The sequence below is a fragment of the Desulforamulus aquiferis genome, from assembly GCF_030577015.1.
GTDB classification, from domain to species: Bacteria; Bacillota; Desulfotomaculia; order Desulfotomaculales; family Desulfotomaculaceae; genus Desulfotomaculum; species Desulfotomaculum aquiferis.
Genome location: NZ_JARPTC010000011.1, coordinates 57,555 through 83,328 on the forward strand (window position 1 = coordinate 57,555; position 25,774 = coordinate 83,328).

The 25,774-nt window shown below is 39.7% G+C and carries 29 protein-coding genes and 1 pseudogene; 18 read left to right on the forward strand and 12 right to left on the reverse strand.

Annotation, left to right across the window (positions count from 1 at the left end):
- Nucleotides 1–3: 3 nt before the first annotated feature.
- The 7 genes from P6N53_RS08185 (at nucleotide 4) to P6N53_RS08215 (ending at nucleotide 6,895) form a co-directional block, all read left to right on the forward strand.
- A complete protein-coding gene (locus P6N53_RS08185; RefSeq protein ID WP_304542351.1) occupies nucleotides 4–489 on the forward strand; it encodes a NuoI/complex I 23 kDa subunit family protein in 486 nt (161 codons plus the stop codon).
- 1 nt (nucleotide 490) lies between these two features.
- Nucleotides 491–1,009: an NADH-quinone oxidoreductase subunit J family protein gene (locus P6N53_RS08190; RefSeq protein WP_304542352.1), complete on the forward strand. Its 519-nt coding sequence runs from the start codon at nucleotides 491–493 to the stop codon at nucleotides 1,007–1,009.
- On the forward strand, nucleotides 993–1,310 hold the full coding sequence (gene nuoK, locus P6N53_RS08195; protein WP_304542353.1) for an NADH-quinone oxidoreductase subunit NuoK: 318 nt from the start codon (nucleotides 993–995) through the stop codon (nucleotides 1,308–1,310). The genes P6N53_RS08190 and nuoK overlap by 17 nt, the downstream gene beginning before the upstream one ends.
- Nucleotides 1,311–1,340: 30 nt before the next feature.
- Nucleotides 1,341–3,275, forward strand: coding sequence for an NADH-quinone oxidoreductase subunit L (gene nuoL / locus P6N53_RS08200; RefSeq protein WP_304542354.1), 1,935 nt, complete (start codon nucleotides 1,341–1,343; stop codon nucleotides 3,273–3,275).
- A complete protein-coding gene (locus P6N53_RS08205; protein ID WP_304542355.1) occupies nucleotides 3,275–4,789 on the forward strand; it encodes a complex I subunit 4 family protein in 1,515 nt (504 codons plus the stop codon). The genes nuoL and P6N53_RS08205 overlap by 1 nt, the downstream gene beginning before the upstream one ends.
- A complete protein-coding gene (locus P6N53_RS08210; RefSeq protein WP_304542356.1) occupies nucleotides 4,790–6,211 on the forward strand; it encodes an NADH-quinone oxidoreductase subunit N in 1,422 nt (473 codons plus the stop codon). It begins immediately after the preceding gene.
- A gap of 321 nt (nucleotides 6,212–6,532) precedes the next feature.
- Nucleotides 6,533–6,895 (forward strand): YraN family protein, encoded by a 363-nt coding sequence (locus tag P6N53_RS08215; protein WP_304542357.1) that lies wholly within the window; start codon nucleotides 6,533–6,535, stop codon nucleotides 6,893–6,895.
- Nucleotides 6,896–6,919: 24 nt separating this feature from the next.
- On the opposite strand, the gene P6N53_RS08220 is transcribed toward P6N53_RS08215, so the two are convergent.
- The 6 genes from P6N53_RS08220 to cls form a co-directional block, all read right to left on the reverse strand.
- Nucleotides 6,920–7,174 carry a hypothetical protein gene (locus tag P6N53_RS08220; RefSeq protein WP_304542358.1) on the reverse strand — a complete coding sequence of 85 codons (255 nt, stop codon included), beginning with the start codon at nucleotides 7,172–7,174 and terminating at the stop codon, nucleotides 6,920–6,922.
- 16 nt (nucleotides 7,175–7,190) lie between these two features.
- Complete coding sequence (locus P6N53_RS08225; RefSeq protein ID WP_304542359.1) at nucleotides 7,191–7,337, reverse strand: hypothetical protein; 147 nt, start codon at nucleotides 7,335–7,337, stop codon at nucleotides 7,191–7,193.
- 71 nt (nucleotides 7,338–7,408) lie between these two features.
- Complete coding sequence (locus P6N53_RS08230) at nucleotides 7,409–7,714, reverse strand: hypothetical protein (protein WP_304542360.1); 306 nt, start codon at nucleotides 7,712–7,714, stop codon at nucleotides 7,409–7,411.
- Nucleotides 7,715–7,771: 57 nt separating this feature from the next.
- Entirely contained in the window at nucleotides 7,772–8,671 is a 900-nt protein-coding gene (locus tag P6N53_RS08235) for an MBL fold metallo-hydrolase (protein ID WP_304542361.1), read from the reverse strand.
- Nucleotides 8,672–8,716: 45 nt separating this feature from the next.
- Nucleotides 8,717–9,844: an aminotransferase class I/II-fold pyridoxal phosphate-dependent enzyme gene (locus P6N53_RS08240; RefSeq protein ID WP_304542362.1), complete on the reverse strand. Its 1,128-nt coding sequence runs from the start codon at nucleotides 9,842–9,844 to the stop codon at nucleotides 8,717–8,719.
- A 26-nt stretch (nucleotides 9,845–9,870) separates the two neighbouring features.
- On the reverse strand, nucleotides 9,871–11,310 hold the full coding sequence (gene cls / locus P6N53_RS08245; RefSeq protein ID WP_304542363.1) for a cardiolipin synthase: 1,440 nt from the start codon (nucleotides 11,308–11,310) through the stop codon (nucleotides 9,871–9,873).
- 515 nt (nucleotides 11,311–11,825) lie between these two features.
- On the opposite strand from cls, the gene P6N53_RS08250 reads away from it, so the two are divergent.
- Nucleotides 11,826–12,842, forward strand: a complete 1,017-nt coding sequence (locus P6N53_RS08250; protein WP_304542364.1) for a nucleoid-associated protein — start codon at nucleotides 11,826–11,828, stop codon at nucleotides 12,840–12,842.
- Between the two features lie 181 nt (nucleotides 12,843–13,023).
- On the opposite strand, the gene P6N53_RS08255 is transcribed toward P6N53_RS08250, so the two are convergent.
- Complete coding sequence (locus P6N53_RS08255) at nucleotides 13,024–13,197, reverse strand: aspartyl-phosphate phosphatase Spo0E family protein (RefSeq protein WP_304542365.1); 174 nt, start codon at nucleotides 13,195–13,197, stop codon at nucleotides 13,024–13,026.
- A 200-nt stretch (nucleotides 13,198–13,397) separates the two neighbouring features.
- On the opposite strand from P6N53_RS08255, the gene P6N53_RS08260 reads away from it, so the two are divergent.
- From P6N53_RS08260 to P6N53_RS08285, 6 genes are all read left to right on the forward strand, one after another.
- Nucleotides 13,398–13,535 (forward strand): hypothetical protein, encoded by a 138-nt coding sequence (locus P6N53_RS08260; RefSeq protein ID WP_304542366.1) that lies wholly within the window; start codon nucleotides 13,398–13,400, stop codon nucleotides 13,533–13,535.
- A 105-nt stretch (nucleotides 13,536–13,640) separates the two neighbouring features.
- Nucleotides 13,641–14,858: an MFS transporter gene (locus P6N53_RS08265; protein WP_304542367.1), complete on the forward strand. Its 1,218-nt coding sequence runs from the start codon at nucleotides 13,641–13,643 to the stop codon at nucleotides 14,856–14,858.
- A gap of 262 nt (nucleotides 14,859–15,120) precedes the next feature.
- Nucleotides 15,121–15,897: a DUF169 domain-containing protein gene (locus tag P6N53_RS08270; RefSeq protein WP_304542368.1), complete on the forward strand. Its 777-nt coding sequence runs from the start codon at nucleotides 15,121–15,123 to the stop codon at nucleotides 15,895–15,897.
- Nucleotides 15,898–16,098: 201 nt separating this feature from the next.
- Nucleotides 16,099–16,284: an aspartyl-phosphate phosphatase Spo0E family protein gene (locus P6N53_RS08275; protein WP_304542369.1), complete on the forward strand. Its 186-nt coding sequence runs from the start codon at nucleotides 16,099–16,101 to the stop codon at nucleotides 16,282–16,284.
- A gap of 113 nt (nucleotides 16,285–16,397) precedes the next feature.
- The gene (locus P6N53_RS08280) at nucleotides 16,398–16,616 is read left to right on the forward strand and encodes a hypothetical protein (protein ID WP_304542370.1); all 219 of its coding nucleotides are present in this window, start codon (nucleotides 16,398–16,400) and stop codon (nucleotides 16,614–16,616) included.
- A 197-nt stretch (nucleotides 16,617–16,813) separates the two neighbouring features.
- Entirely contained in the window at nucleotides 16,814–17,779 is a 966-nt protein-coding gene (locus P6N53_RS08285) for a copper amine oxidase N-terminal domain-containing protein (RefSeq protein ID WP_304542371.1), read from the forward strand.
- 130 nt (nucleotides 17,780–17,909) lie between these two features.
- Here the strand turns inward: P6N53_RS08285 and P6N53_RS08290 are convergent, their stop codons facing one another.
- A complete protein-coding gene (locus P6N53_RS08290) occupies nucleotides 17,910–18,560 on the reverse strand; it encodes a LysE family translocator (RefSeq protein ID WP_304542372.1) in 651 nt (216 codons plus the stop codon).
- A gap of 126 nt (nucleotides 18,561–18,686) precedes the next feature.
- On the opposite strand from P6N53_RS08290, the pseudogene P6N53_RS18740 reads away from it, so the two are divergent.
- Together P6N53_RS18740 and P6N53_RS08295 are read left to right on the forward strand one after the other, a co-directional pair.
- Nucleotides 18,687–18,755, forward strand: a pseudogene (locus P6N53_RS18740) (S26 family signal peptidase); the annotation flags it as partial.
- A gap of 175 nt (nucleotides 18,756–18,930) precedes the next feature.
- A complete protein-coding gene (locus P6N53_RS08295; RefSeq protein WP_304542373.1) occupies nucleotides 18,931–20,007 on the forward strand; it encodes a YifB family Mg chelatase-like AAA ATPase in 1,077 nt (358 codons plus the stop codon).
- On the opposite strand, the gene P6N53_RS08300 is transcribed toward P6N53_RS08295, so the two are convergent.
- On the reverse strand, nucleotides 19,967–21,586 hold the full coding sequence (locus P6N53_RS08300; protein WP_304542374.1) for a recombinase family protein: 1,620 nt from the start codon (nucleotides 21,584–21,586) through the stop codon (nucleotides 19,967–19,969). The genes P6N53_RS08295 and P6N53_RS08300 overlap by 41 nt on opposite strands.
- A gap of 177 nt (nucleotides 21,587–21,763) precedes the next feature.
- Here P6N53_RS08300 and P6N53_RS08305 point away from each other — a divergent pair, with 177 nt between their 5' ends.
- Nucleotides 21,764–22,351: a sce7726 family protein gene (locus P6N53_RS08305; protein WP_304542375.1), complete on the forward strand. Its 588-nt coding sequence runs from the start codon at nucleotides 21,764–21,766 to the stop codon at nucleotides 22,349–22,351.
- On the opposite strand, the gene P6N53_RS08310 is transcribed toward P6N53_RS08305, so the two are convergent.
- From P6N53_RS08310 to P6N53_RS08320, 3 genes are all read right to left on the reverse strand, one after another.
- A complete protein-coding gene (locus P6N53_RS08310; RefSeq protein ID WP_304542376.1) occupies nucleotides 22,308–23,387 on the reverse strand; it encodes a beta family protein in 1,080 nt (359 codons plus the stop codon). The genes P6N53_RS08305 and P6N53_RS08310 overlap by 44 nt on opposite strands.
- 21 nt (nucleotides 23,388–23,408) lie before the next feature.
- A complete protein-coding gene (locus P6N53_RS08315; protein ID WP_304542377.1) occupies nucleotides 23,409–24,023 on the reverse strand; it encodes a DUF4145 domain-containing protein in 615 nt (204 codons plus the stop codon).
- Nucleotides 24,024–24,239: 216 nt separating this feature from the next.
- Nucleotides 24,240–24,374 carry a hypothetical protein gene (locus P6N53_RS08320; protein ID WP_304542378.1) on the reverse strand — a complete coding sequence of 45 codons (135 nt, stop codon included), beginning with the start codon at nucleotides 24,372–24,374 and terminating at the stop codon, nucleotides 24,240–24,242.
- A gap of 342 nt (nucleotides 24,375–24,716) precedes the next feature.
- Between P6N53_RS08320 and P6N53_RS08325 the strand changes: the two genes are divergently transcribed.
- Nucleotides 24,717–25,718, forward strand: a complete 1,002-nt coding sequence (locus P6N53_RS08325; RefSeq protein ID WP_304542379.1) for a stalk domain-containing protein — start codon at nucleotides 24,717–24,719, stop codon at nucleotides 25,716–25,718.
- Nucleotides 25,719–25,774: the final 56 nt, after the last annotated feature.

The window sequence follows — 25,774 nt, forward strand, 5'->3', positions numbered from 1 at the left end:
TGAATGTTTGGTGAAGGTTTACTAAAAGGTTTAAGAATAACCCTTGGCTGGTTTTTTAAACCCAAGGTTACGGTACAGTACCCGGAGCAGCGGTGTCCCATTCCTGACCGATTTTATGGCCGGCCTGAATTTGATTATGATAAGTGCATTGCCTGTAACCAATGTGTCCTGGCTTGCCCCAATAAGGTAATCAAGCTGGGCACCGAGACGGTTGATAAGAAAAAGGTTGTAACAGAATATAACTTTGACCAGCAATACTGTCTATTTTGCGGGCTTTGTGAAGAGTCCTGTCCTAAGGATGCAATCAAGTTTTCTAAGGACTTTGAGCTGACCCAATATAATAGACCGGATATTGAGATTAAATTTGTCAAGCCCGAGCAAGTGGAGAAGAAAAAGATAGAAATAAAGAAAGCAGCTGAGGAGAAGGCGGCTGAAGCAGCAAGGAAACAGGCGGAAGAGGCCAAAAAAGAGGGCGAGGAGGGATCCTAGAATGGAAAATTTGTACAGTCTAATGGCGTTCATTTTACTTAGTGCAATAGTACTGGGATCAGCTCTGTTGGTGGTAACCCTAAATAACCTGGTTCACAGTGTCCTATGGCTAATAGTAACCTTCATAGGTATTGCCGGAGTGTTTTTGCTGTTAAATGCTGACTTTGTGGCTGCGGTTCAAGTGCTGGTCTATGCCGGGGCAGTATGTATCATGGTGGCCTTTGGTGTGATGCTGATTCAAAGGACTAACATGGAAGAGTCTAATCCTGTAAACGGCAGGTTTAAGATTGCTGCTCCCATTGTGGGTGCGTTGTTTATCCTGATTGGAGTATTTGCAGCCAAGGCTAAGTGGCTAATGGCAGGGACGGAGGTTCCAAGTAATACAGTCCAGGCCCTTGCTCCAATTTTGTTAACGGATTTTGTAATTCCCTTTGAAGTGGCGGCGGTTCTTCTTACGGTGGCCCTAACTGGTGCCTTGGTCTTGGTGAAGGAGGTGAGGGCGAATGGGGACAGGTCTTAACCCATCTTATTTCATTGGTCTAAGCGGGGCCCTTTTTGCCATTGGGCTATATGGTGCCCTCTCTAAAAGGAATGCCATTGCGGTGCTAATTTCAATAGAGTTGATGCTTAGTGCTGTAAATATTAATTTAGTGGCCTTTAATAAGTACTTAACCCCCGATGCTTTCATCGGGCAGATATTTGCCATTTTTGTAATTACAGTTGCAGCTGCCGAGGTTGGCTTAGGTCTGGCAATTGTCATAGCCCTTTACCGAAGAAGAGAAACAACAACCCTGGATGAAATTGATTGGTTGAAATGGTAGGACTAAGGGTGGAAGGTAGGTGTTGAATTAATGGTTGAGTTTGCATTGGGTCATGCCTGGTTGGTACCACTCCTGCCAGCCTTGTCCTTTATAATTATTGTCTTTTTAACTAGACCCTGGGCAAAATTGAGTTCAGTGGTATCCATAGCGGCAATATTTAGCTCCTTTTTGCTGGCATCATCCATAGCTTATGGGGTGTTTACCAATCCAGAGTATATTGAGAAGCCTTTGGTTTACTCCCTGAGATGGTTTGGCATGGAAGGATTTAATGTAAATGTTGGTGTAATGATTGATCCTACTTCAACCATGATGCTATTCATGGTAACTATGGTGGCAACTTTGATCCAGATTTACTCCACCGGCTATATGGATGGGGACCCACAATACTCCACATTTTTTGCATACTTATCCCTATTTGCCGCTGCTATGCTTGGATTAGTGATATCCAGTAATCTATTGCAAATGTTTATAATGTGGGAGTTAGTGGGATTGTGCTCCTTCCTGCTGATTGGTTTTTATACCTTTAAAATATCAGCTAGAGAAGCAGCAAAAAAGGCCTTTATGACCACCAGGGTCGGTGACTTTGGGTTATTACTGGGTCTGCTGTTCCTACAAATAAAATTTGGCACTTTAGATTTAGTAGAATTGGCCGTTAGAGTACCTATGTTTGAACAATTTGGTGTTTCACTGGCACTATTAACAATTATTGGTCTGCTGGTATTTATTGGACCAATAGGCAAGTCAGGCCAATTTCCTTTGCATGTCTGGCTGCCAGATGCCATGGAAGGTCCTACACCTGTATCAGCTTTAATCCACGCTGCTACCATGGTTGTGGCAGGTGTTTATCTTGTGGGACGGACCTTGTTCCTCTTTACTGAGGTTCCGGGAGCCATGGAGGTAGTTGCCTTTATTGGTGCATTTACTGCCCTTTTTGCAGCTACCATTGCCATAACCCAAAGGGAGATTAAACGTATACTTGCCTATTCCACAGTATCCCAGCTGGGCTACATGATGCTTGCCTTAGGGGTGGGAAGCCTGGCGGCCAGTATGTTCCACCTTTGGACCCACGCCTTCTTTAAGGCTCTGATGTTCCTTGCTGCAGGCTCGGTAATCCATGCCCTGCATCATAAATCCGATGTTTGGGAGATGGGCGGCTTAATTAAAAAGATGCCCATTACCGGATGGACCTTTGTAATTGGTGGCTTGGCCATTGCCGGTATACCACCCTTTGCGGGATTTTGGTCCAAGGATGAAATCCTATTGGTTACCTGGCAGTATGCTACCCACGGACATAGTCTTGGTTATGTGCTGTTCCTAATGGCTACCATTACAGCCTTTTTAACCGCCTTTTATATGTGGCGTTTGATATTCTTGGCCTTCTTCGGTAAGGAAAAGGAAGAAAATCATCCCCACGAAAACCCCTGGAATATGACAATGCCCCTGGTTGTACTGGCAGTATTGGCAACTGTGGGTGGATTGCTAGGCACTCCCTGGGCCAATATATGGGGCGAATGGATTCATTTCGGACCTGCCCATCATGGTGATCCAGTTTATTGGCTGATGGTTCTTTCGGTGGTACTTGCCCTGGCTGGCATAAGCCTGGCCTATCATCTTTACTATAAGGATGAGGAAAAGCAAAGGGCCAAGGAACTGTCCGAAAGGTACAGAGTTCTATATAACCTTTCTTATAATAAATATTACATTGATGAGGCCTATCAATGGTTTACCCGGACAGTGGTGGATGCAAGTGCCAGGGTAACCTATTGGTTTGATATCAACGTAGTGGATCGAATTGTTGATGGTACTGCTGCCTTTGCTAGAATCTCCGGAGAAGGAATGAGGTATTTTCAGACTGGTAGGCTTCAGACCTACGCCCTGGTTTTCTTCCTGGCAATTCTAGTGATTACTGTAGTTTTAGCCTTTGGCTCACCTAGTACAGCGGGCATACTGGGAGGTGTTAAATAATGAACTTTCCCATCTTAACAGTTACACTGCTGGCACCCATCCTAGCAGCCCTGATTATCGTCTTTATTCCTAAAGAGGAAGAGAAGCTTTGCAAATGGATAGCTGCCATTGGGACCGGTATCGCCCTGGCCCTAAGCTTTTATGTTTATTTTGGGTACGATCAGTCGGTGGGTGGACTACAGTGGGTGGACTTCGGTGGTCCTGTTCCCTGGATTCCGGATCTGGGTGTGACCTATTACATGGCGGTGGACGGCTTGAGCCTACCTATGCTGCTGCTAACAAACCTAATAGGCTTTACGGCTGTATTTGCCTCCTGGAACGTTAGCCATAGGGGCAAAGAACTAATGATTCTCCTGCTCCTGCTTATAGCTGGAGTTATGGGAACTTTTATTGCCCAGGATTTGTTTATCTTCTTGTTATTCTACGAAGTAGTTGTAATACCCATCTATATTATGGTTATTATCTGGGGTAGCTCCAAGCGGGTTACTAAAGAATATGCCGGTATGAAACTTACTATCTATCTGTTAATCGGGTCAGCTTTCCTGCTGGTGGGGGTTATTGCCCTCTTTGTAAGGTCGGTGGCCATTACAGGGGTCCCGGATATGAGCTTTGAGGGGTTGGCCCAGGTGGCCTTTCCCGAAGAGTTTCAAATATATATGTTTGGCTTGATGCTAATCGGTTTTGGCTCTTTGCTTTCCATGTGGCCCCTGCACTCCTGGTCACCGGACGGCTACGCCGGGGCTCCAACGGCTGTCTCCATGATTCACGCCGGTGTGCTGAAAAAAATTGGCGGTTACGGTTTGATTAGACTGGCAATCTTTGTCTTACCCCTTGGTGCTAAGTTCTGGGCTCCATATATTGCAGTACTTGGGGTGGCGGGTGTAGCCTATGCGGCTATGGGTGCCTTGGCCCAAAAGGATCTCAAATATGTTGTGGGATACTCATCGGTATCACATATGGGCTATGTTTTATTAGGTGTTGCATCCCTGGGTGTCATCGGTGTTAATGGAGCTGTGGCTAATATGTTCGCCCACGGGGTTATGGCGGCCCTATTCTTCTCCATGATAGGTTTCATCTATGAGAGGACCCATACCCGATGGATACCTGATATGGGAGGGCTATCACATCAGGCACCAAAATTATCTGTAGGTTTTATGATGGCAGGCATGGCTTCACTGGGTCTACCTGGTTTAATTAGCTTCGTGCCAGAATTTACCATTTTCCTTGATTCCTTTAGGGTCTTTGGCTGGCTAGCAGTAATAGCCATTGCCGGTATCATAGTCACGGCACTTTATGTACTCAGGGCTGGTGCCAATACCCTATTTGGTCCGGCTAAACCAGAATTCAGCCACATTAAAGACCTTCGTGGGCCGGAACTTGTACCTCTGGTGGTTTTAGGCGGAGTACTGGTAATAGGCGGGGTACTTCCCTCGTTACTATTCGATATGGTAGACAGTGGAATTGCTCCAATCTTGGCGCATATCAATGAAGCCCTGCAGATAGGGGGGAGATAAATGAACTTTGATTTTTCTTTAATCACCACGGAACTTGCCACAGTAATACTTGGTCTAACAACCTTCGTCCTGGGTTTGGTGCTTCCGTCAAATTCCCGTAAAGGGTTAGGAAATTTCGCTCTCCTTGGACTTATTATAGTATTGGGTATTGCCATTGCCTCCTGGTCCAATCAGGGCGAGATGCTTGGTGGCATGTATCTGGTGGATCAGTACTCTATCTTTTTCAAAATACTGTTTCTGGTGGCGGCAATCCTAGTAATATTTGGCTCATTGCGCTATGTGAATGACCAGGTGGGCAACCATTTTGAATACTATTCTACGGTGATATTTGCTACCCTGGGCATGATTGTGATGGCTTCTGCCGGAGACTTTATCACCCTATATCTGGGCTTGGAATTGATGACTATTTCCTTTGTTGTGCTGGTGGCCTTTAGAACCTTTGATGGCAAGTCACTGGAAGCTGGCATGAAGTATATACTGCTGGCCGGGATGTCTTCGGCGGTCATACTTTACGGGCTTAGCTTGGTCTATGGTGCAACCGGAACGATCATTATCTCTGAGGTTGCCCAGAGAGTATCGGAAGGGAGTCCTTTGCTGACGGTGGGCTTAGTAATGCTGGTGGCCGGCCTTGGATTCAAGGTGTCAGCTGTGCCGTTCCATATGTGGTCGCCGGATGTTTATGAAGGGGCACCCACCCCTGTAACCTCATTCCTGGCGGTGGGGTCTAAGGCAGCATCCTTTGCTGTGCTGGTAAGGCTATTTGTAGGTGGATTGCCGGGAATACATGAGCAGTGGGCCATGTTGATTGCCGTCCTGGCTGCTGTAAGTATGGTCGTTGGCAATCTGGTGGCAATTCCACAAACAAACATCAAAAGGCTCCTGGCCTATTCCAGTATCGCCCAGGCCGGTTACATCCTGGTGGGTTTGGTAACGGCAACTGAGGCGGGTATCAAGGGTGTCATGTTCTATGCTTTCCTGTATGTGTTTGCAACTGTAGGGGCCTTTACAGTTGTGGCTGCCGTTTACAATAAGATTCAAAGTGATGAGATAGCTGATTACGCCGGATTAGTCCAGAGGGCGCCTTTAGCGGCTACCGTGATGCTGGTCTGTTTACTTTCAATGGCAGGTATACCACCATTGGCAGGTTTTGTTGGTAAGTTTTATCTCTTTAAAACCGTAGTTGAAGGCTATATGTGGCTGGTATATCTAGGGTTAATTATGAGTATGGTGTCTGTATATTACTATCTAAGGGTAGTCCTGGTCATGTTTAGGGATGAACCAGCGGATCATACTCCCTTGGAAATGGGCAGCTCAGTTAATATTACCCTGTTAATAGCCCTGGTTGCCACCTTGTTCTTAGGAATATATCCTGGCCCTTTGGCAGAGGTTGCCAATATTGCGGCCCAATCCTTTTTTCCATAATATTTTCTGAAATATAAAGCTCCCGCCAATTACGGCGGGAGCTTTATATTTTTACTTGTCGGCTCCGTAATAGGAAGGGCCGCTACTGAAAACTAGAAGGATAAGGATTAGAAAAATAACAAATGTAGATTGATTACCACCAAATCCGCCTCCGAATCCGTAACCCATAATTCGAGTCCCCCTTTAATTGTGTATTTTATATATATCAACACAATATGGGTAAAAGCTAATAATTGTTACAAGCAACATGAAAAACAAGCAGGAATCAGAGCTGTTATCAAGAATGGCTAGGAAAGGAATTCATGAAGAGGGTTGTAGATTATGTTAGGGCGAAGGAAGAAAATAGGGAGTATAGCTGAGGAAGAGGCAGTAAGGTATCTTCAGGAATTGGGCTGGAAATTAGTACAGAGGAATTATCGCTGCAGAATAGGGGAAATAGATATCATAGCCAGAGACCCCAGGGGGTTTTTGGTGTTTGTGGAGGTTCGATCCCGTTCAGGCAAAGGTTACGGTTCCCCAGAAGAAAGTGTGGTATCTAGGAAGCAGCATAAGCTTAGACTGCTGGCCAATCAATACCTACAAGCTCATCCAAGAGATTCAGAAGGACCCTGCCGTATAGATGTTTTGGCTGTGACCTTTGAAGGAGACAGTAAAATAATCAATCATATAATTAACGCCTTCTAGTGAAAACCAGAAGGCGTTAACTAACTAGCTAGATTGGGCATAGCGGCAAAAGCGTTTACATTCGGGTAAGAAATGGGATGATACACAATCCTCAGGAAAACCTGGCATACTTTTAAAGCAGGCAGGTGTGTTTTTAGGCCGGGAATAATGACATGCCACACAGGCGGGAGTACAGCCAAGTCTCAAGCAAACACTACCACGGGCACCGAATTTAATTTGCTCATAGCAATCCGGTGGTGCATCAGTTCTTCGGAAATTAAGGTTCGGTCCTCCACCCATATTAGTCCTCCTTGGTTTACTTCTTTTTTAACTTAAGGGCACCAACTATAAAAAAGACCACCCCGAGCATGCCAAATACCACATGGGGCTCCGCAAAGAAACTAATTATAATAAATAAAATACCTGTTATTCTCAATGAACGTGATAGCCTCTCCCATAACATTAGACCACCTCATAAAAATATTTTAGCCTATGTTAACATGGACAGGCCAAAAAGAAAAGGGTTGTATGTGGTTATCTTGCTCTAACAGAAGTGGTATCCCCACCTTCACTGCCCTTAAATAACCTGCTGTCCAGATAATCACCTATGGTGCTACCGTTAATCCAGCTTAATAACAACAAAACAGAACAAAGCAGGCTTACCAGCAACATGACTGTTCCCGCTAGATAAGGCAAATAAGGATAAATGCTTTGGTAATAGCCTAACATACTAAGAAGCTTGACTCCAGAAAAACATATTAACCCAAGGAAAAAGGTAATGCCGGCCAATAAACATACAGCCTCTCCCAGGGCCAGAAGAATGAAGTATAAACGTCTCATAAAACCCCTCCCAAATATAAAATATGGCTTGGGGAGGGGGTTAAATTACTGTTAATATTATCCGGTTTTATTTGTCAGCCAAAATAGACGGTTATTATCCATTTCAGTCTTAGCTCGACCTAACTGGTATAAATAGCTTAAATAGGCTGTTACGGCTGTACGATATAAATAATAGATTCCAGTGTTAGCCGCCTTGACCTCCAGGGCAGAACATATATTTGAAACCAAGGTATCTATTTCCTGGGGATCGGAAAGCAAAGATTCAACCATTTGAATAAGGCTTAACACCTTGTCACGGTTAACCTCCAGATCCTCTGTAATATTGCTTGAGGGGGTTCCGTGGGCAGGGACATACCAATTGCAATTGGTTTTGCTGAGCTTGTCTAGGGTCTCTAGGTAGTCGTGAATGTTTACATTATAGGGTATGCCGTGTTTTTGTAATAGATTTGAACTGATAAAGGAATCACCGCAAAATAAAACCCCGTCAGCTTGAACACCAATCTGTCCCAGACTATGACCCGGGAGACTGATTATATTTAAATCAAGGCCGTGGATGCTGAATTCTCCTGGTTGAAGCATTTCCGTTACTTTACTTGCCCTGGCCAATAAAAATTTATTTTGCAGCTCCTTCCAAGGATAGGCGCCTCCGGTCAAGGTATAAGGTTCATAAAGTGGCTGCTCCACATAGGGTGCCTCTAAGGCAGAGGTAAAAACACCGGCCCCCGTTCGACCTACAATAAAGTGATTTCCACCTATGTGATCAGCATGGGAATGGGTATTTATTATAGCCTTTACTTGAAGACCTTCTTTATCTGCCTCTTTTAGCAATTTGCGGGCGATAGAATCATCTATACCTGAATCAATGGCCACTGCCTGTCCGTCAGGCGCTGCAATTAAACCAATATTTGTGGGTGCTTGTAGGACATAGACAGTGTCTGTTAATTTAGTAAGGGACACATTCTTACCTTCTTTCTTTCCAAATCTACAGTCTTTGTTTGATAATTATTTTACAATAATTTCCTGCATATATTCGTCCAGTTTAGCAAGGCATTCGGTCATGTTTTGACGTCCAAAGCCTATTCTAAAATTTTTACTGCATTTATCATCATAATGAATTCCAGGCAGAAGGAGGACCCCTTTAGAATGTACCAGACTATGGCAAAACTCTTCAGCATTGATGTTGCAGTTCAATGATGGAAAGGCAATTGGGCCGGCCTTTGGCTTAAGCCAATTGAAGTAATCACTATAACTAGCAAAGAAAATATCCAAGGCCTTAAGGTTATTATTAATAATATCGAGATTTCTCTGGATTAGTTTATCATGGTGTTTTATAGCCACGATGGATAAAAACTCAGAGGGTGCGCTGTTGCAAATTGAAGTATAGTCCTTAAAGGCAGACATCTTTTTAAGAACATCCCTGTTTTTAGTTGCTACCCAACCAATACGTAAGCCTGCCAGACCGTAGGATTTTGACATAACTCCAAGGGATATGGCATTTTCATATATGTCGCAGGCTGCTTCGAAACCATCCGCCGGGGAATACTCTAAATATCTATATACCTCATCAGAAAAGACCAGGATGTTTTGAGCATTTGCCAATTCCATTAAATGCTTTAATTTTTCCCTAGGTATTAAATAGCCAGTGGGATTATGGGGTGAATTAATAATTATAGCTTTGGTGTTTGCTTTAATATTGCTGGCCAAAAAATCCATGTCTAAATCCCAGCCTTGCTCCTCTGACATTTCCCATTTTGTTATCTCACAGCCAATGGAACAAGCTATTTCCACTAGGGATTGATAGCAGGGATACTGTACAATTACATGATCCCCCTTATCTAATAGGCTGTTCATAAAAATAAAAATTCCTTCCTCAGCCCCAGCTGTGACCAAGACCTGACTATCACTTATGTTTCTATATAGCTTTGAAATGTAGTGTCTCAGCTCAGGATTTCCCGGCGCTTCAGTATAACCTAGCCACATTTTTTGAAAGGCTTCAAAGGAGTCTTCTCCTTCCATTGCTAAAAGCTCACCTATGGTCATAGATTCACAGTCTGAAGAGCATAAAAGGTAAGGGGCATTGAATTCGTATTTAGCAAAATACCTTTCAAGTTTAAAGTCAGCAATTTTCATTCATATCTCTCCTCATTTAAGTGTTGCTAGAAAAAGTTTGAAAAGACCCGGGATATTGCCTCAAAGGACTTGGTTAGCTTTGGCGTATTCTCAAGATCCGTTGAAGTCAGCAAAGTACTCTTTTCTAAATCCTCGAAAAACATTTTATCCAGCTCCTGGGTTAGCTCCTGGTCATAAATTACCGCATTTATTTCATAGTTTAATTCAAAGCTTCTGATATCCATGTTAGCTGTACCTACAGTAGCTAGCTTTCCGTCGATGGTCATCACCTTAGCATGAATAAATGAATTTGGGTCGTATAAATACACCTTAACACCACACCTAATAAGTTCTCCCAGGTAGGTTCTGGAGGCGTAATGAACCACGAGATGATCGTATCTTTTAGGAAATAGGATACGAACGTCAATGCCACTAAGGGCTGCTGCCTTAAGCATATCCATGATGCTCTCGGGTGGAACAAAATATGGGGTGGTAATATAGATTTGGCGTTTGGCCAGGGCAATCATTTTTAAAAAAGCCTGCATGATGGTAGGATACTCAGAATCTGGCCCACTGCTGGCCAACTGCAAAATCTTTTCTCCATTCGTGGGAGTTTGATAAAAATATTGGGAATAAATCTCTTTATTAAAAAAATCTTCACCATTAACTCGCTTGATTTTCCAGAAGTCATTTAAAAAAATTGCCTGAAGTCCTGAAACAAAGTTACCCTGGATCATCAAATGAGTGTCCCGCCAATAGCCAAAATTACTTCTGCCTAAATACTCATCTCCAATATTTATGCCCCCAACAAAACCAACCTGACCATCTATTATGGCAATCTTCCTATGGTTTCGATAGTTTATCTGGGTGTTGATAAACCTAAAAAGAGGAGCCAAGAAATAGGCATATTGTACAACATCAACTCCTGCTTTTCGTAAATCCCTAATGTATTTTCTTTTGACCCTTATAGCACCTACCCGATCCATGATAAAACGAACCTTTACACCCTCTAAAGCCTTTTTTATCAGGATTTCTTTTATTTTATTACCTATATGGTCGCTGTTTACTATGTAATACTCCAGATGAATATGGTGCTTTGCCTTTCTTAATTCTTCTAACAAGGCAGAGAACTTTTCGTTTCCATCTTTAAAAATGACCACTTTGTTGTTGGTAAAGAGTGGGGAGTTACCACTGGTTGATAATAATTTGATCAATTTGTTTATATCACTTTTAACATTACATAATTCCCTAACTACAGGGGAGTTGGCAGGTAGATCAAAATGCTTATTAAGCTTATTTCTTTTTCTCTTCCAGTTTCTCCCTAGTAGAATATAAAGTATGAAACCTAGTGTAGGAAGAATTACCAATACTAGTATCCAGGCAATGGTTTTCTCTGGCCTTTTTCTTTCTAGAATGATGATGACAATTACTATTAGTGCATTTATAAAAAAAAGCCAGGAAAATATCTGTTCAATATCGTAATTCATTAGCTACACCCCATCGTATAACGTTAAATAGAGCAAATATACCACAAATATTATACTTTTTGATTACTTTCTACTAAGACTATATCAAGTCCTTTTTATAAAATAATAAACTGTTTAATTTAGGTGGAGGCTAGGCCTAGTATTTAAATTAATAGATAAAGATAGGGACAATAGGCTGACTAGAAATAGGTAAATAGACCTATGGCTGAGTAGGGGAAAAAATGATATCATCATAAATGACAAGAAACACAAAATCTAATTCCTTCTCCTTTTTGAAACCCTGGGCCCAAGCCCAGGGTTTAGACTTTTTGATAGTATTACCAATTCTTTCACTTATTCTGTTAAGTTACAATCCTATAATAACTGCTAGACAATTATTTTCTTGGTTTAATTATTTTTTAAAAATAATGGATAAGCTCTAGACTCATTCTATTTAACTAGAATAGAATAAGCAGGTGATTCTAGCCAGTTGGTTAAATTGCCAACTGACAAAAACATAAAGAAGGAGCATTAATATGTCAGACAGCCAATGTCAAATAAAAGAAATAATTGTACACATATTAGATAATTCAATGGGTATGCCGATCCTTTCCGATAAGGTCCATCCGGATAACGATGAAATTTATGATTTTGTTAATAAACATATCATAAAGACCTTTAAGGATATCGGTTTAAAGAACGCTATATTTGTAAATGAAAGTAATAGAGTAAAAAAGCTCTGTGAGGAATTAACCACGAAACCAACACAGTTCCAGGAAACCTCTAAGCATATTGCAACCATGATTTATGATTTAATGAGTAAATATTCAAATGTTCCTTCTGCTGATTTAGTGTGTTGTATTTTCCAACTAGCTCATAGTGATTATTTAGGTATAGTTAAATTAAATTATAAGCCATCATTTATTCATTATGTCTTACAAGAAGAAACTGGAAGAGTAAATAATATTGTAAAACAAAAAACAAGCTTACCAAATGAAGGTCAAAAAGTGGAAGAGTGTATCTTTATAAACTTAGATGATTTCTCAATAAAAATTATTGAGAAAAAATATGAGATTGATGGGGAAAAGAGATTTTACCTATCAAGTGATTTGCTTGAGTGCACAGAGGATCTATCAGCTAAAGAAAAGATTAAAATATTAGAAAAAGCAGTGGAAGATACAATAATTAAATATTATGGGGAGAATGAATTAGCTAGAAAAGCTGAATATAAAAGAATAGTGAATGAGAATATAGAGGATGAAAAAAAAATAGATATTTCTGATGTGGCAGAAACGGTTTTTGGTAATTTACCGGAAGTCAAAGACAACTTTATCAGTGAAGTAAAAAAGAATGGAATCAGAGATATGGAGTTTGATGTTAATTATGGTTCAACCAAAAGCCTATATACCACACAAAAAATTGTTACTGACACGGGAATTGTGATAAATCTACCAGTAAACGAAGTAAAAAACAAGGATAAAATTGAATTTATAAACAATCCTGACGGGACCATTTCTATTGTTCTAAAGAATATTAAAAAGTTAACAAAGTAGTCAATAAAAATGGGAAGTACTAAGAATTTAGTACTTCCCATTTGGAGGTTGGATGACTTGAATGACCTCTTAATTTTAACGTCTTCCAGGTGACAAATCAACCCGGGAATGTATTCCAATTGGAACAAATGATGAGTTTATCTCGCCTAGGGCTAGAATTCTCAATATTTAGATAATTATACTATTTGCTTGCATTTATCTTTGATTGCTTCATAAATTTGTTAATCTCAGAATCAAGCCTATGGCTCAGTTGCAGTACATCTGGATGAGATAAAGGTTTGTCAATGGAGATTGTAGCTAGTTTCTTTCGGAGTCTTTCAATATCTTTATTAGCTGCTGAACGGATAATAATCAAACTAATCGCCTCCTTGAAACTGTAATCTATTAATAAATTGTATCAAGGAGAGTTAACATTTTTATAACAAAAATGACACATTTTTGTGATATTTATACAAGTTTAGTGAAAAACAGAAGAATGTTAAAAACAATGTATTATTGATTTTTGGATAGGCATATAGTATCATTAGTGTGGTTATTAAAAGGAGGTGTAACAAGATGTGGGTCTTAGCTGGAATGCAAATGGTAGCAACTGTCCATATGCTTACCAAACTTGATTTTACCTATAGGGATAGATGTGCCCATTTAAATAAATTTAAAAATGGACATCCGGAGAAGACACATCTTTATTACTAACCTTATTTAGAAATCATTAAGATTAGTATTTGTTTAAAGACGGTGGAGTTTTCTAGCGTCTTTTTTTGTGTTCTCTCCCCAGTAAATGAGGAAAGGGCGAATTTTATGAACACAAATCTACAGGATGAACATAATGCATCATGGAAAAAGAAGATTGTCTTATTTTTAATAAGTCAAAATATATCTCTTTTTGGCTCATCTGTTGTAAGCTTTGCCATTATCTGGCATATCACTTTGGAAACCTCCTCTGGTATATGGGTGATGTTTTTTACTATCTGCGCTTTATTACCCCAGGTGTTTATTTCTCTCTGGGCTGGTGTTTGGGCGGATCGCTATAACCGTAAACATCTCATTATGCTGGCAGACGGCTTCATTGCCCTGGCTACCCTGGGCTTGGCAATTGCCTATTGGACCGGGTACCAAAGAATGGAACTGATTTTATTGGTTTCAGTTATCCGTTCAATTGGTGCAGGGATTCAAATGCCCGCTGTCATTGCCCTATATCCACAGATCGTACCAACTGAGAAGTTGACCAAGGTACAAGGTATTAATCAAAGCTTAAATTCTGTATTGATGCTGCTCTCTCCAGCAGTGGGAGGAGTCGTATTGGGGTCGGTGGGTATTACCGGGGCCTTTATGGTGGATGTGATTACCGCCTCATTAGCCATTGTAGTTCTTTCCTTTATTCGGGTTGAAAAGGCTGCCAGGTCCACGGAACCTGCTTCAGTTTTCACCGAGTTGCGCCAGGGAATAGCCTATACATTTAATAATAGGCTGTTGAGGGGAATATTAATTTGTTTTGGAGCTTCCTTCATCCTAATTACACCAGCGGCTGTATTAACTCCCCTATTAGTGGAACGTAGCTTTGGCAATGATGTTTGGCTATTAACAGCAAATGAAGTGGTTTGGACCATCGGTACTTTAATTGGCGGAGTCTTTGTCTATATGAAGGGTAATTTTCAAGATAAAATCCGCACGGTGGCCATTTGTCTGATGGCCTTTGGCGTTACCTTTGGTCTCTTGGGTATTGCCGGTAATTTCACCATATATTTAATTATTATGGGGGTGGCCGGATTCTTCATGCCGATCGTCGCCACAGCGCAAACTGTATTGATTCAGGAAAATGTGGAAGAGGCTATGATGGGACGTGTATTCTCTCTAGTTCAAATCGTTACTGGCTCAGCAATGCCCTTTGCCATATTGTTTTTTGGCCCTCTGGCAGATATCGTACCCATTGGCTCCATTCTAGTAGTATCAGGTGCATTACTGGTAGTGGTAGGAGCCTTATATCAAATTACCAGTAAGCGTGCAGGCCTGAATTAAACAATAAAGCTGTAAGGAAAAGCTCTTTATTAAGCAATGCCCCTTGGATTAATTCCAAGGGGCATTGCCATGAATAAGAAGCAATGTAAAGTACCTAGAGAGATAAAACTTCAAATAACGAACCAGGTTAGGATTGATAGATTACCTCTAAAAGTATATAATTGTCCTGACAACTATATTTAGGGGTAGAATATAGGGCAGCTTGTCAAAGGCTCTGCCGACAACCTTGGAAATGTTCAAGCTTGAAAGGAGATGAAAGAAAATGAGAAGTAAAATCTCAGAATCCATTAAGTTAAGGTATTCTCCAGTAGCTATTGTTTTTACGGATGAAAGACCTGAGGGAGCACTTCAATTTAAAGAAGGTCGTTTTGGCTGTGTAATTGCCATGCTAGCAGGTGCCGCCAAGGGAAAGACAGTAGTCTTTGACCGAAAAACCTACGGCTGTATTGGTGGGGGAGCGGGACTTGGTTTTGGCAACACCTATGTAAATTTCCCTGGCGGCATAGAGTATTTCCTCTCAACAGGAAATAAGGAATTCTGTCAAACAGAGATAGGTAAAGGAATCCTACGAAATATGCCCGCTCTAAGTCATGGCGAAGCATATAAAAAGACCCCGGAATTTGCAAAATCTTTCGCTGATGCCCTTCCCTATTATGATGTTCCTACTGAGTTCGTGGTTTTTAAACCCCTTGAGCAAGTGTTGCCTACAGAAAAACCTGAAGTGGTTGTTTTCCTTGGTGCTCCAGATCAGATTTCTGCTCTGGTGGTTCTGGCAAATTATAACCGCCATGGCGGCGATAATGTTATTTCTCCTTTCGGTGCAGGTTGTCACAGTATCTGTATAATTCCGCTTAATGAAGGAAAATCTGAAAACCCCCGAGGGGTTATTGGTCTTTTTGATATTTCAGCCCGTAATAAGGTTGACAAAGATATTCTATCATTCAGCGTTCCCTATAATATGTTTTTGGAAATGGAACAAAATGTTGAAGAATCATTTTTAATGAAGGATGTTTGGTTAAAGGTTAAAGAAAGAAACTAAATCAACTTATTGCAGTAAAACAAAACCGCTTATTATTTATAGAATAAGCGGTTTTGTAATTTATTTTTAAATTTACAATAATCTAAATTGGGGTATTGGAAAATTTGTCGTTATTTGTGTGAAGGATAATTATTAAACATGACGAATTTCCAGACCTTGTGGGTATGTATACCAATAAATCAAAAGAAAGAAGTGTCTGGGATGTCTGATATTGAGAAATTGTTAAAAAAGATTGAGCATTTAAGACATGAGCTTAAGTATCTAGCCAGTAAAAAATATATTGCCGATCCTGAAGTGATAGCAGCAAGTGAGCGATTAGATAAGGCTTTGGTTCAATATTATAAAATAAGGGATATGAGATTTGTTAGAAAAAGTAACATAGGGTAATTTTTGTTTGTTAAAAAAATTGTATTAGTTATTATTGTGTAATCAATTACCGATGATTTTCTAAAGTTAACAATCTTTAATACCGATAATGGTGGTAAGGGGGGGGAAGTATAATGATGGGGTGTCGAATAGTTATTAAAACTGTTGATGGACAAATATGTTCAGCAATTTTAGTAGGAGAAAGCACAGATTATTTTACTGTTAAAGAAGTACAGGAATTTAGATTTGACACAGACGCCAGAGTTCCCAATCTTAATGCACCCGGGGAGTTATTTTCTGGGGAAATTAGGTACTATAAGAAAAATATTATATATTGTTATATAACAAAATGATAGGGCCTCAGGCTCTTTTTTTATGCCTAATTTTCTGTTCTTAATCTATAGGAAAATTTGCTGCTAAGGTGGCTTATAGCATGCTTTGCTAAATTTAAATTAACACTTATATCTATTATGGAAAAGGAATATTAATATTTATACAGAATTGTAATATGGATAATATTTCTAATAAATTTATTAAGGAGGCTGACGGATTGATTAAAAGAATTTTGGTGGGTACATTATTCATTTTATTTATGGGTCTAGTTCCTACGATTTCATCAGCTGAGTTGCAGGACAAAATACATGTATCGATTAATGGTGAACCAGTGGAATTTAATGAAATAACAGGGAGTCCCTTTTCTGATGAGTACAATCGCATTCAAGTCCCCTTTAAAGCTACCCTTGAAAAATTTGGTGCTAAGGTCAACTGGTTAGAACAAATGGAAGTTGCAATTGCTGAAAAGAATGGGATTTATTTAGAGGTTCCAAATGGTAAACCATACATCTTTAATAATGGTATAAGAATAGATAATGAATCTTCTTCTCTAAGTCAAGGTGGGAGATTATACTTACCCATAAGGATTGTCATGGAACAGTTTGGTTGTGATGTACAATGGGATAGCATGTCGAAAACCGTCATTATTACATACTCAAATGTAAAAGAAGAAAATTCTATAGCAGATAAAAGAGATGCTTTAGAAGATAAAAAAGAGGCGGTAGAAGAAAAGGATAAACAACAAGATAAACAACAAGATAAACAAAAAGTTGAGGAACCTAAAGCTGAAGAAGAGGAATATTATTACCACAAATATGATGATGACAATTTGCTTGTGGACTTTTATGGAACTACAAAAAGAGGCGTGGTGACTGATTACAAAAAGCCAATTATCACCTTTGATGAAGAGATTCCGACTGTAACAAATAAAGATTCTTTTATGGTTAGTGGAACTTGCGAAAACACAGAGTATATAGTAATACATAGTCCATTAAACTTTAATACAAAAACAACGCCTGTTAATAATAGATTTAGCATTATGGTAAAACTCATTACCGATGACGAGCTAGCAAGAAAGGAAAAGGGAGTAGGTAATGCAGTAAGTATACTTGCAATGAATGGAGACAAGGCAGTAATTAAGGAGTATGTAGTTTATTATAATGATGAATATGAAGAAGAGTAGAAAGTAATAAATTTAGTAATATAAAGATCTGTGCTACCCACAGGTCTTTATATTATATCTATTGATTTAAAGATAGAACGGGATAAACACAATTCTTTTGGGGTATAGCAAATTTATTCAATGGGAGTTGCTATTTGTTTTCTACAGCCATCTTAATACTAAGACCTACTAGAAATAACCCAGAAATCACTTTGATTCTTTGCCTAATATTCTCTTGCTCAAAAAATATTTGGAACTTATCAATACATATAACAAGTAAGGAGTACCATGAGGCAGATATTAAAGAATAAAGAAAAGTAAGAAATAAGGATTCGGTTAAAAAGTTACTTTGATTATGTACAAATTGCGGTATGAACGATAGATAAAAGAGTGCTACCTTGGGGTTAAGTATATTAGAAATTAATCCTCTGTAGAAAGAAGAACTAAGGCTTTCAATATGTACACGATTAGTTATTTCACTTAGTTGATTTGCTTTCTGATTATTATGAAAGCATGAGGAATAGATACTTGTTAAACCTAAGTATAGTATATAAAGTGCACCCAAATATTTTATGCTCATGTATAATTGTGTGGATTGTGTCAAGATAACGGATAATCCAACTGCCGCGATTATTGCATGAAAATAAAGTGCGGTTACAATACCGGCCACATTTAAAAAACCGGATTTTTTGCCATTTACACCTACCGAATGCATTATTAAAACCGTGTTAGGTCCTGGGAACATAACTAATAACAACACAATGCTTAAAAAAGATACTATTTCCTTAAGTGAGAAATCCATCGCTGGTTGCCTTCTTTCCCTGAGTATTATTTATAGTATATATTCATTCACAGTGAGTGGTAATACCAATTTTAATGGTGGCCTAGAATTTATAAATTTTACACATTTCCGCCACAGGTTTAGTCCCAAGATGATTATATTAAACATGTAGTAGGATTACCAGGGGATACAATAGAGACATACCAGAAGTCCTAAAAAAACATACTACCCCACTAAGATTATCTGTATAAAGTTCACAAATAGACAGGAATAATCTCATCTTTATAGAAACCTTACAAATGAGCAGCTAAATAATTAGCATAATAACGAAATAGTATTATCACAACAGAGGCATTCTACATAGTAAATACATTTTTTAAATTTATGGGTGATGAAACTTGTGTTAGCGATTATTGAATGTGTGGCCTTGCAGGGACTAGAGGGCCAAAAGATATGGGTAGAGGTTGACGTAAGCAACGGACTGCCAAGCATGGATATTGTTGGACTTCCCGATGCTGCCGTACGGGAGGCGAAAGACAGGGTACGTAGTGCTATTAAGAACTCTGGCTTGGATTTTCCGATTCGTAGGATTACCATAAACTTGGCTCCTGCTGATCTAAGAAAGGAGGGGCCGGGATTTGACTTGCCCATAGCCATTGGCATATTGGCAGCAACAGGGCAAATAAGGCCGGAGCTTTGCTCAGGGACAATATTTATAGGGGAACTTTCCTTGGATGGTTCGATAAGGGGGGTTAGCGGGGTGCTGCCCCTTTTGCTGGTGGCCCGGGAAAAAGACCTTACTAAGGCCATTATACCCTTGGACAATGTAAATGAAGGTGGTTTGGTAAGGGATATAACTGTCTTTGGTTCTGATAGTCTTGGGGAGTTAGCCAGGGCTTTAAATGGAGAAGAAAGCTTAACGCCCTATACTGGTGATGTGCTGTGGACATCAGGTTTTGATAGGTTAGATGACCTAGACTTTAAAGATGTAAGGGGACAGTTGGGTCCCAAAAGGGCATTAGAAATTGCGGCGGCAGGTGGCCATAATGTGCTGATGCTTGGCAGTCCTGGATGTGGTAAGACAATGCTGGCGCGCCGCTTACCTTCAATACTTCCCGACCTGACCTTTGATGAGGCCATAGAAGTAACTAAGATTTATAGTTTAGCGGGCCAACTAACTCCCCAAAGTCCGCTAATAAATAAAAGACCCTTCAGATTTCCACATCATACATCATCCACTGCCAGCCTTGTGGGAGGTGGGCGCATTCCAAAGCCCGGTGAGATAAGCCTAGCCCATCAGGGTGTATTGTTTATGGACGAATTGCCGGAATTCCATAAAGACAGCCTGGAGGCATTGAGGCAACCCTTAGAGGATAGATGCATAAATGTTAGCAGGGTTGCCGGAAACTTTACTTTTCCTGCTAATATTATGCTGGTGGGTGCGGCGAACCCTTGGGGGTTCGTATAACACTGTTGATAAAACTGTATGAAGCGGAAACAACCGTATGTGTTCGCCCATTCTCATCGACACTGGTTTCCACAGTAATACCCTTGACCAAAGCCTTTACAATTTCTCTCCTGGTTTCAAAAGATAACTCCCCACTAATCTTATCCCGTAGCACGATTAATAACTCTTCAGCAGAAATGATTTGGTCTGCAATATTTACCTCGTCCTCGATTTGTAACTCCAATTCCTTTACTCGATTTTCCAGGTGAGACTTTTCTATAGCTATCTTTTGCAGTTGCTTTTCAACATCTGCACTGCTAATAATACTCTTTCTGAAGAGGTCGAGAATACTTTCTTTCTCTGCCTCTTTTTCTTGTGCTGCTTTGAGTATCATTTCTCTTTCAGCAACCAAAGTACCCTTTTGAGATTGCCTACCTTTCATTGACTTAGCAAGTTCCTTTAGGGCCTCACCAGGGTTCTGAATAAAGTCAACACAGTCTTGCCAAACTAACCCCTCAATCCACCACTGTGGCACATTCTTTGAGGTGCATTTACCCTGTAGGGGACCTCGGTAAATAGTTTTACCATTACACACATAATAAGCCTTTTCTGTTTGCTTATATGTTGCAGCATAATTAATGCCACAGTAGGTGAGCCCACAGGTTCCACATTTAATTAAACCTCGTAGAAGATAATGGTTTTTCGAATTCCTGGTTGAATCTAATTGATTTTCTCGAAGAACTTTCTGAGCCCTTGTCCAGTCAGCAGCAGAGACAATGGCCGGGACTTCCCTGGTTATTAAATCCCTTTTCTTATTGCTTCTTTTCCCATACTCATGAATACCTTTGTAAGTAGTGCTACAGATTATATTTCTTACCCTGGCCGGTCTCCAGATGCCGGCTGTATTGACTTTGCGTTTTCCTCGTTTAAGAAGGCGACCATCTTTAACATAAGATGGAGGGACCCCTAGGGCGTTGAGATAATCTGCCACTTTTATAGTAGAGTAATGTTGCTCGACCGTTAGCTTGTAGATGAGTCTAATAACATCTGCCTCGCTCATATCCATGCCGGGGAGGTGGTTGTCATTAATCTCAAGGTAACCTTCCTCATTAACGAAGTAGCCGTAAGGGGTAATGCCACCAAGCCAACGACCTGCTCTGGCAGCTCTATTGGCTCCAAGCCACATGCGTGAGAGGATGGTTTCACGTTCAAGGTCGGCAACACCAGCTAGGATTGTGAGGAGGAAGCGGCCGTTTGGGTCACCTGTATCAAATGGTTCAGTCATGGAGCGGATTTTTACACCGTACTGTTCTAAATCGTAAACAGCATTAAGAATAACACGAGCTGAGCGGCCCAGGCGGTCAATTTTGTAAATGAGCAACATATCTAGTTTACCGGCCTTGGCATCATCAAGTAATCTAGCCCCGGCTGGGCGATCTTGCAAAGGAACGGTCCCAGTAACCCCATCATCCTTGTACCACTCTGCGATATTTAACTGGTGAAGGTCGCAGTATTTTAATGCAAATTCAATCTGATTTTTTATAGTCCCACGCTCTTGCTGTTCCTCTGACGAAACTCTCGGATATATTGCAACTCGCATAATTAATCACCTCTAACACATTATAAAACATATGTTTGGTTTTGTGGTCAAATTTTAACAACTCTATTGCGCAAATAAATGTAATTAAATGGAAAATATGATTATTGAGCTTTTCTTTATTGAATGATATAATTTATAAAATAAGACAGGCTGCCTCTGGGAGAAAGGTGTAAAGAATTGAAAACACGGGATATAGATGTTCGTGAAAAACTACATGAAGTCTTATCGCGTGATTATTTATGCGATGATGATACAATAATGGTAGATGAACTAGGCCTCTGTCAGGGGGAAGCTAGGATCGATATTGCCATTATTAATGGGTCACTTCACGGTTATGAAATAAAAAGCGATAGTGATACACTAGAGCGTTTACCTAGACAAGTGGATATATATAATAAAGTATTAGATACTGTTACTATAGTTACGGGGAAGAATCACATTGATAAGGTCGTTGATTTGATTCCACCTTGGTGGGGGATAAAGCAAGCTGAAAAGGTTAGAGAGGACGAGGTTGAACTGATCCCTATACGGGAACCTGGGATAAACCCCAAAGTTGACCCGTATAGTTTAGTACAACTTCTTTGGAAAGAGGAAGCATTAGAGCTATTGACTATGTTCGGATTTGAAAAGGGCTATGTAGGTAAGTCCAGAAGAGTAATATGGAAAAGACTTGCCGAGAGCATAACGCTACATGAACTTCAATTTCATGTAAGACAACAGCTTAAATTACGGGAAAACTGGAGAGTTGCTCAACAACAAAGCTAAGATGGTGGTTAGTCCCTACTCTTCTCCAAGTTTCTGCATTTCCTGGCCCACACTTTCTTTTAGCACAATCAAAAATTACTTGATCCGCCCAACTGAAAGCATGGCCACAGTACTGTGGATGGCGCGTTAGACCTTGGCATAGAGCGTAGTATTGTTCACCACCATGTTTCTTGATTGATTTACCTTTTGCAATTAGCCAATCATTTTCCACTGTATAGCGGACATTTGCAGTCATGTTCATTATCCTGGGATCCATTTCAACATAACCGGGGCTTCCAATACAATAGTCACCAAACACAGGCATACGCCTGATTTTTTTTGTATTGACCAGTGCTTTCCATGTAATCCACTCAGTTCTTGGAATAGGAGTGATAATGTCGTTTGGTAGGCCAGACATATTTTCGGGGAATGCTGAGCAACACAAAATAAGATTTCTCCAGACATTAATATTAGCGATTGAATTTATTACACTTACCATAGATAAAATATTCTTTCTCTCATCTGATGGAGAGGTATATTTGAAATCAATAACTAAATCTACTTGTTCCGGTTTAACACATAACTGCTCCAATAAATCTTCTAGTGCACTATCAATGTCTAGAAAGTCCTCATCTTCTAATCTAATACATACCCCCAATTTATCTTGAATATAAGCTTCTTTTACAGCTTCGTTATAATCATCACTTCTTGTAGTTCCTGTTACAGGTATAAGATTTATACCTTTTTGACTAGCTTCAGACCGTATAAACTCTAATGGATGCCTATCATCCTTCAGCCTTTCAGAGTCATCTAACCAGTAAAGGTCAAGGAAAATTGGTTTTTCTTTACCCCATGAAGTGCTCAGTTGATTGCCAATATCTTTTAAGTGATCATCAATAGCTTTCTGTGGCCGGTCATTAGCATAGTCATATGGAATTGGTACTATTTCTATTAGTGGTGTTAATCTTTCCTTGTGCTGATCAGATAAGAACTCCAAAGCTTTTTGTTCTCCACGCTTCCATTTTAAAATAGGAACGTAGTATTTTGAATCAAACATGTTTTATCCTCCTAATAGATATTACCAAAGTGGTTTCTTTCCAGCTTCAACTAGCTTTTGATTAATTGCTTCTTCTCTCTTTCTCAATCTTTCTGGTTGTACATATAAAAAATCAAATAGTGATTCTAGAACATCTAAGTTCCATTCAGCTTCACCTGGTTCCACTGGTAGTATATCGCCAGTTTTTTGGCTTTTTATCGGGTGGGCGGCAAAGTTACCTATGATTCTCAATGTGTGAAGTGCCTCAGCAATGTGTGTTGGTAGTATTTTATTATCAACAACCTGTTCAATCTCTTTAGCAAGGTCACAAGGCTTTACTTTTACTGTTTCTCTAAGAATATTCTGTAGACAGCGCCTACTTAATGCGGCAGATGCTTTAGGACTGTCTGCTAACACAATACAAGCTTCGGTATAGTCTTCTGAGATTGTATTAGGTACTTCTTTGGGGCAAGGGGATCTTAAACTACTTCTAGGCCAAACTAAGCGGTACTCCCCGTTTACGGTTAGTTGCAAAATAAATCTTTTACATGCCGGGCATTTTTGAATTATAAGATACCAGTAACCAACAATGTCACGACCTATTTCCGTCTGCATTGGTCTATCATGAAACTCGATTCTACAGTGAGGGCAATTCACACTAGTTCACTCCCCAAACTTCTTATCATTATTCTGATATATACTAGTCTTTGTAAAATAATTATTAGCTCTGTTTCTTTTTCGAAATCACCTCACATATAATTACAAAAGAGACGCCCATCCACGATGTCGTCCCTAAGGTAATCCTTTACCCACAGCCTGTTGATATGACTGTTTGTTGTAAGATATATAATTGTTTCGTAATAGATAGATTATCTATCTTTTAACTGCTCTTTTTATGGCTGCCAACAATAAAATGGCCAATACAAATACTGCAATAAAAGGCCAAACAAGTTTCATAGTAAAGAAGAAACCATATAATATTGCCCACATATCTACTTCAAATGTCACAGTCGTCACCCCTAAGAAAATTGTATAGTTATGTCGAATCCCCCATAAACCACAAAACCACCCCTAAGGGTGTTTTTTGATGATACATAGCTGTCAGATTTTCATATCCCTTGCCATTCTTTGCAGAAAATTCTATCATATAGGACTTTGGTCTGGCAATACATAAATTATTCTAATAAAGGTATTGGGCTGAACCAGAAAGCCTCTTTATAAATGAAGGCTGGGTCGTTTACCAAGATACAATTTGCCTATAATTGTCGAAAAACAACGAAACAAATATATTGTATAACTGTTTCACTATTAATAAAATGATGATTACAATTTGGTAGGAGGGATAGATTAATGAGAAATAATAAAACTATATTGATTTTATGTTTAATACTGTTTCTGATTTTAAATCCGATTTCCCTAGCAGCTGCTACAATTTATATTGAAGCACCACTGACCGACTGTTATGTTTGTGGATCCTTTTTTCGCACAGACAAGAGTTCAAATTGGGGATATTATAACGGGCAAAAAACACTTGTTTGTCCCTTTTGCAGTTTTAAACAAGCCGAAAGGTTTCATTGGATTGAAAAGGCTGAAGAAAAACTAAGGAAAGAAAGACTTGAGAAGGCCCCACCACTTAATACATTGCAAAAAGTCCAAGTAGTCTATAATAATAAACCCCTTGTGTTAGACCCTCCTGGGGTGTTAATACATGGCAGGTGCTACATACCTGTCAAATCATTTACTGAAGCGATGGGAGGAAACTTTGGTAATCCTAGTTTAGGTTTTGTTGGTATGGTAATAGGTAATACCAGCATTCAGTATGCAACATGGAACAACCAAGCTATATTCACATATAAAACTCAACGAGATAATGGATATTATACTGAGTATGTTGGCCATCAAGAGTGCAGAACATACGATTGTGAAGCAGTAAACATTGAAGGGAATGACTATATTCCAATACGCTTCGTCAGCGATGCATTAGGAGCGACAATAAAATGGGATCCTTCTACATCCACTATAAATATAGACACACTTAGCCCTCAACGGGTAAAAGATCCGAAGATAGAAAAGATGGCAATAGAGGCAGTGGCTGATATGCTAGGTATTTCTATAATTTCACAAGAGGAAAAAGAGGGATTAAGAGATTTTATAGGCGACTTCTACATGGATGAGATTGAAAAGAAAGAAAAGGAATTTACTGTTGTTGACATCGCTATACCGGATAACGTACTTCATCCACCAGGTTGTTTAGTAGTTCGACATGAAAAAGGTCTAACACAGAGCGACAGATACTATAAGTATTATGTAGTAAAAGGAGAGAAGGTAATTGATGAATGGGTTGTAAGGTAACAACTCAAATAATGTGATAGTGACTTCTAAGATAAAAGTTCTTGTTTACAGCAAGG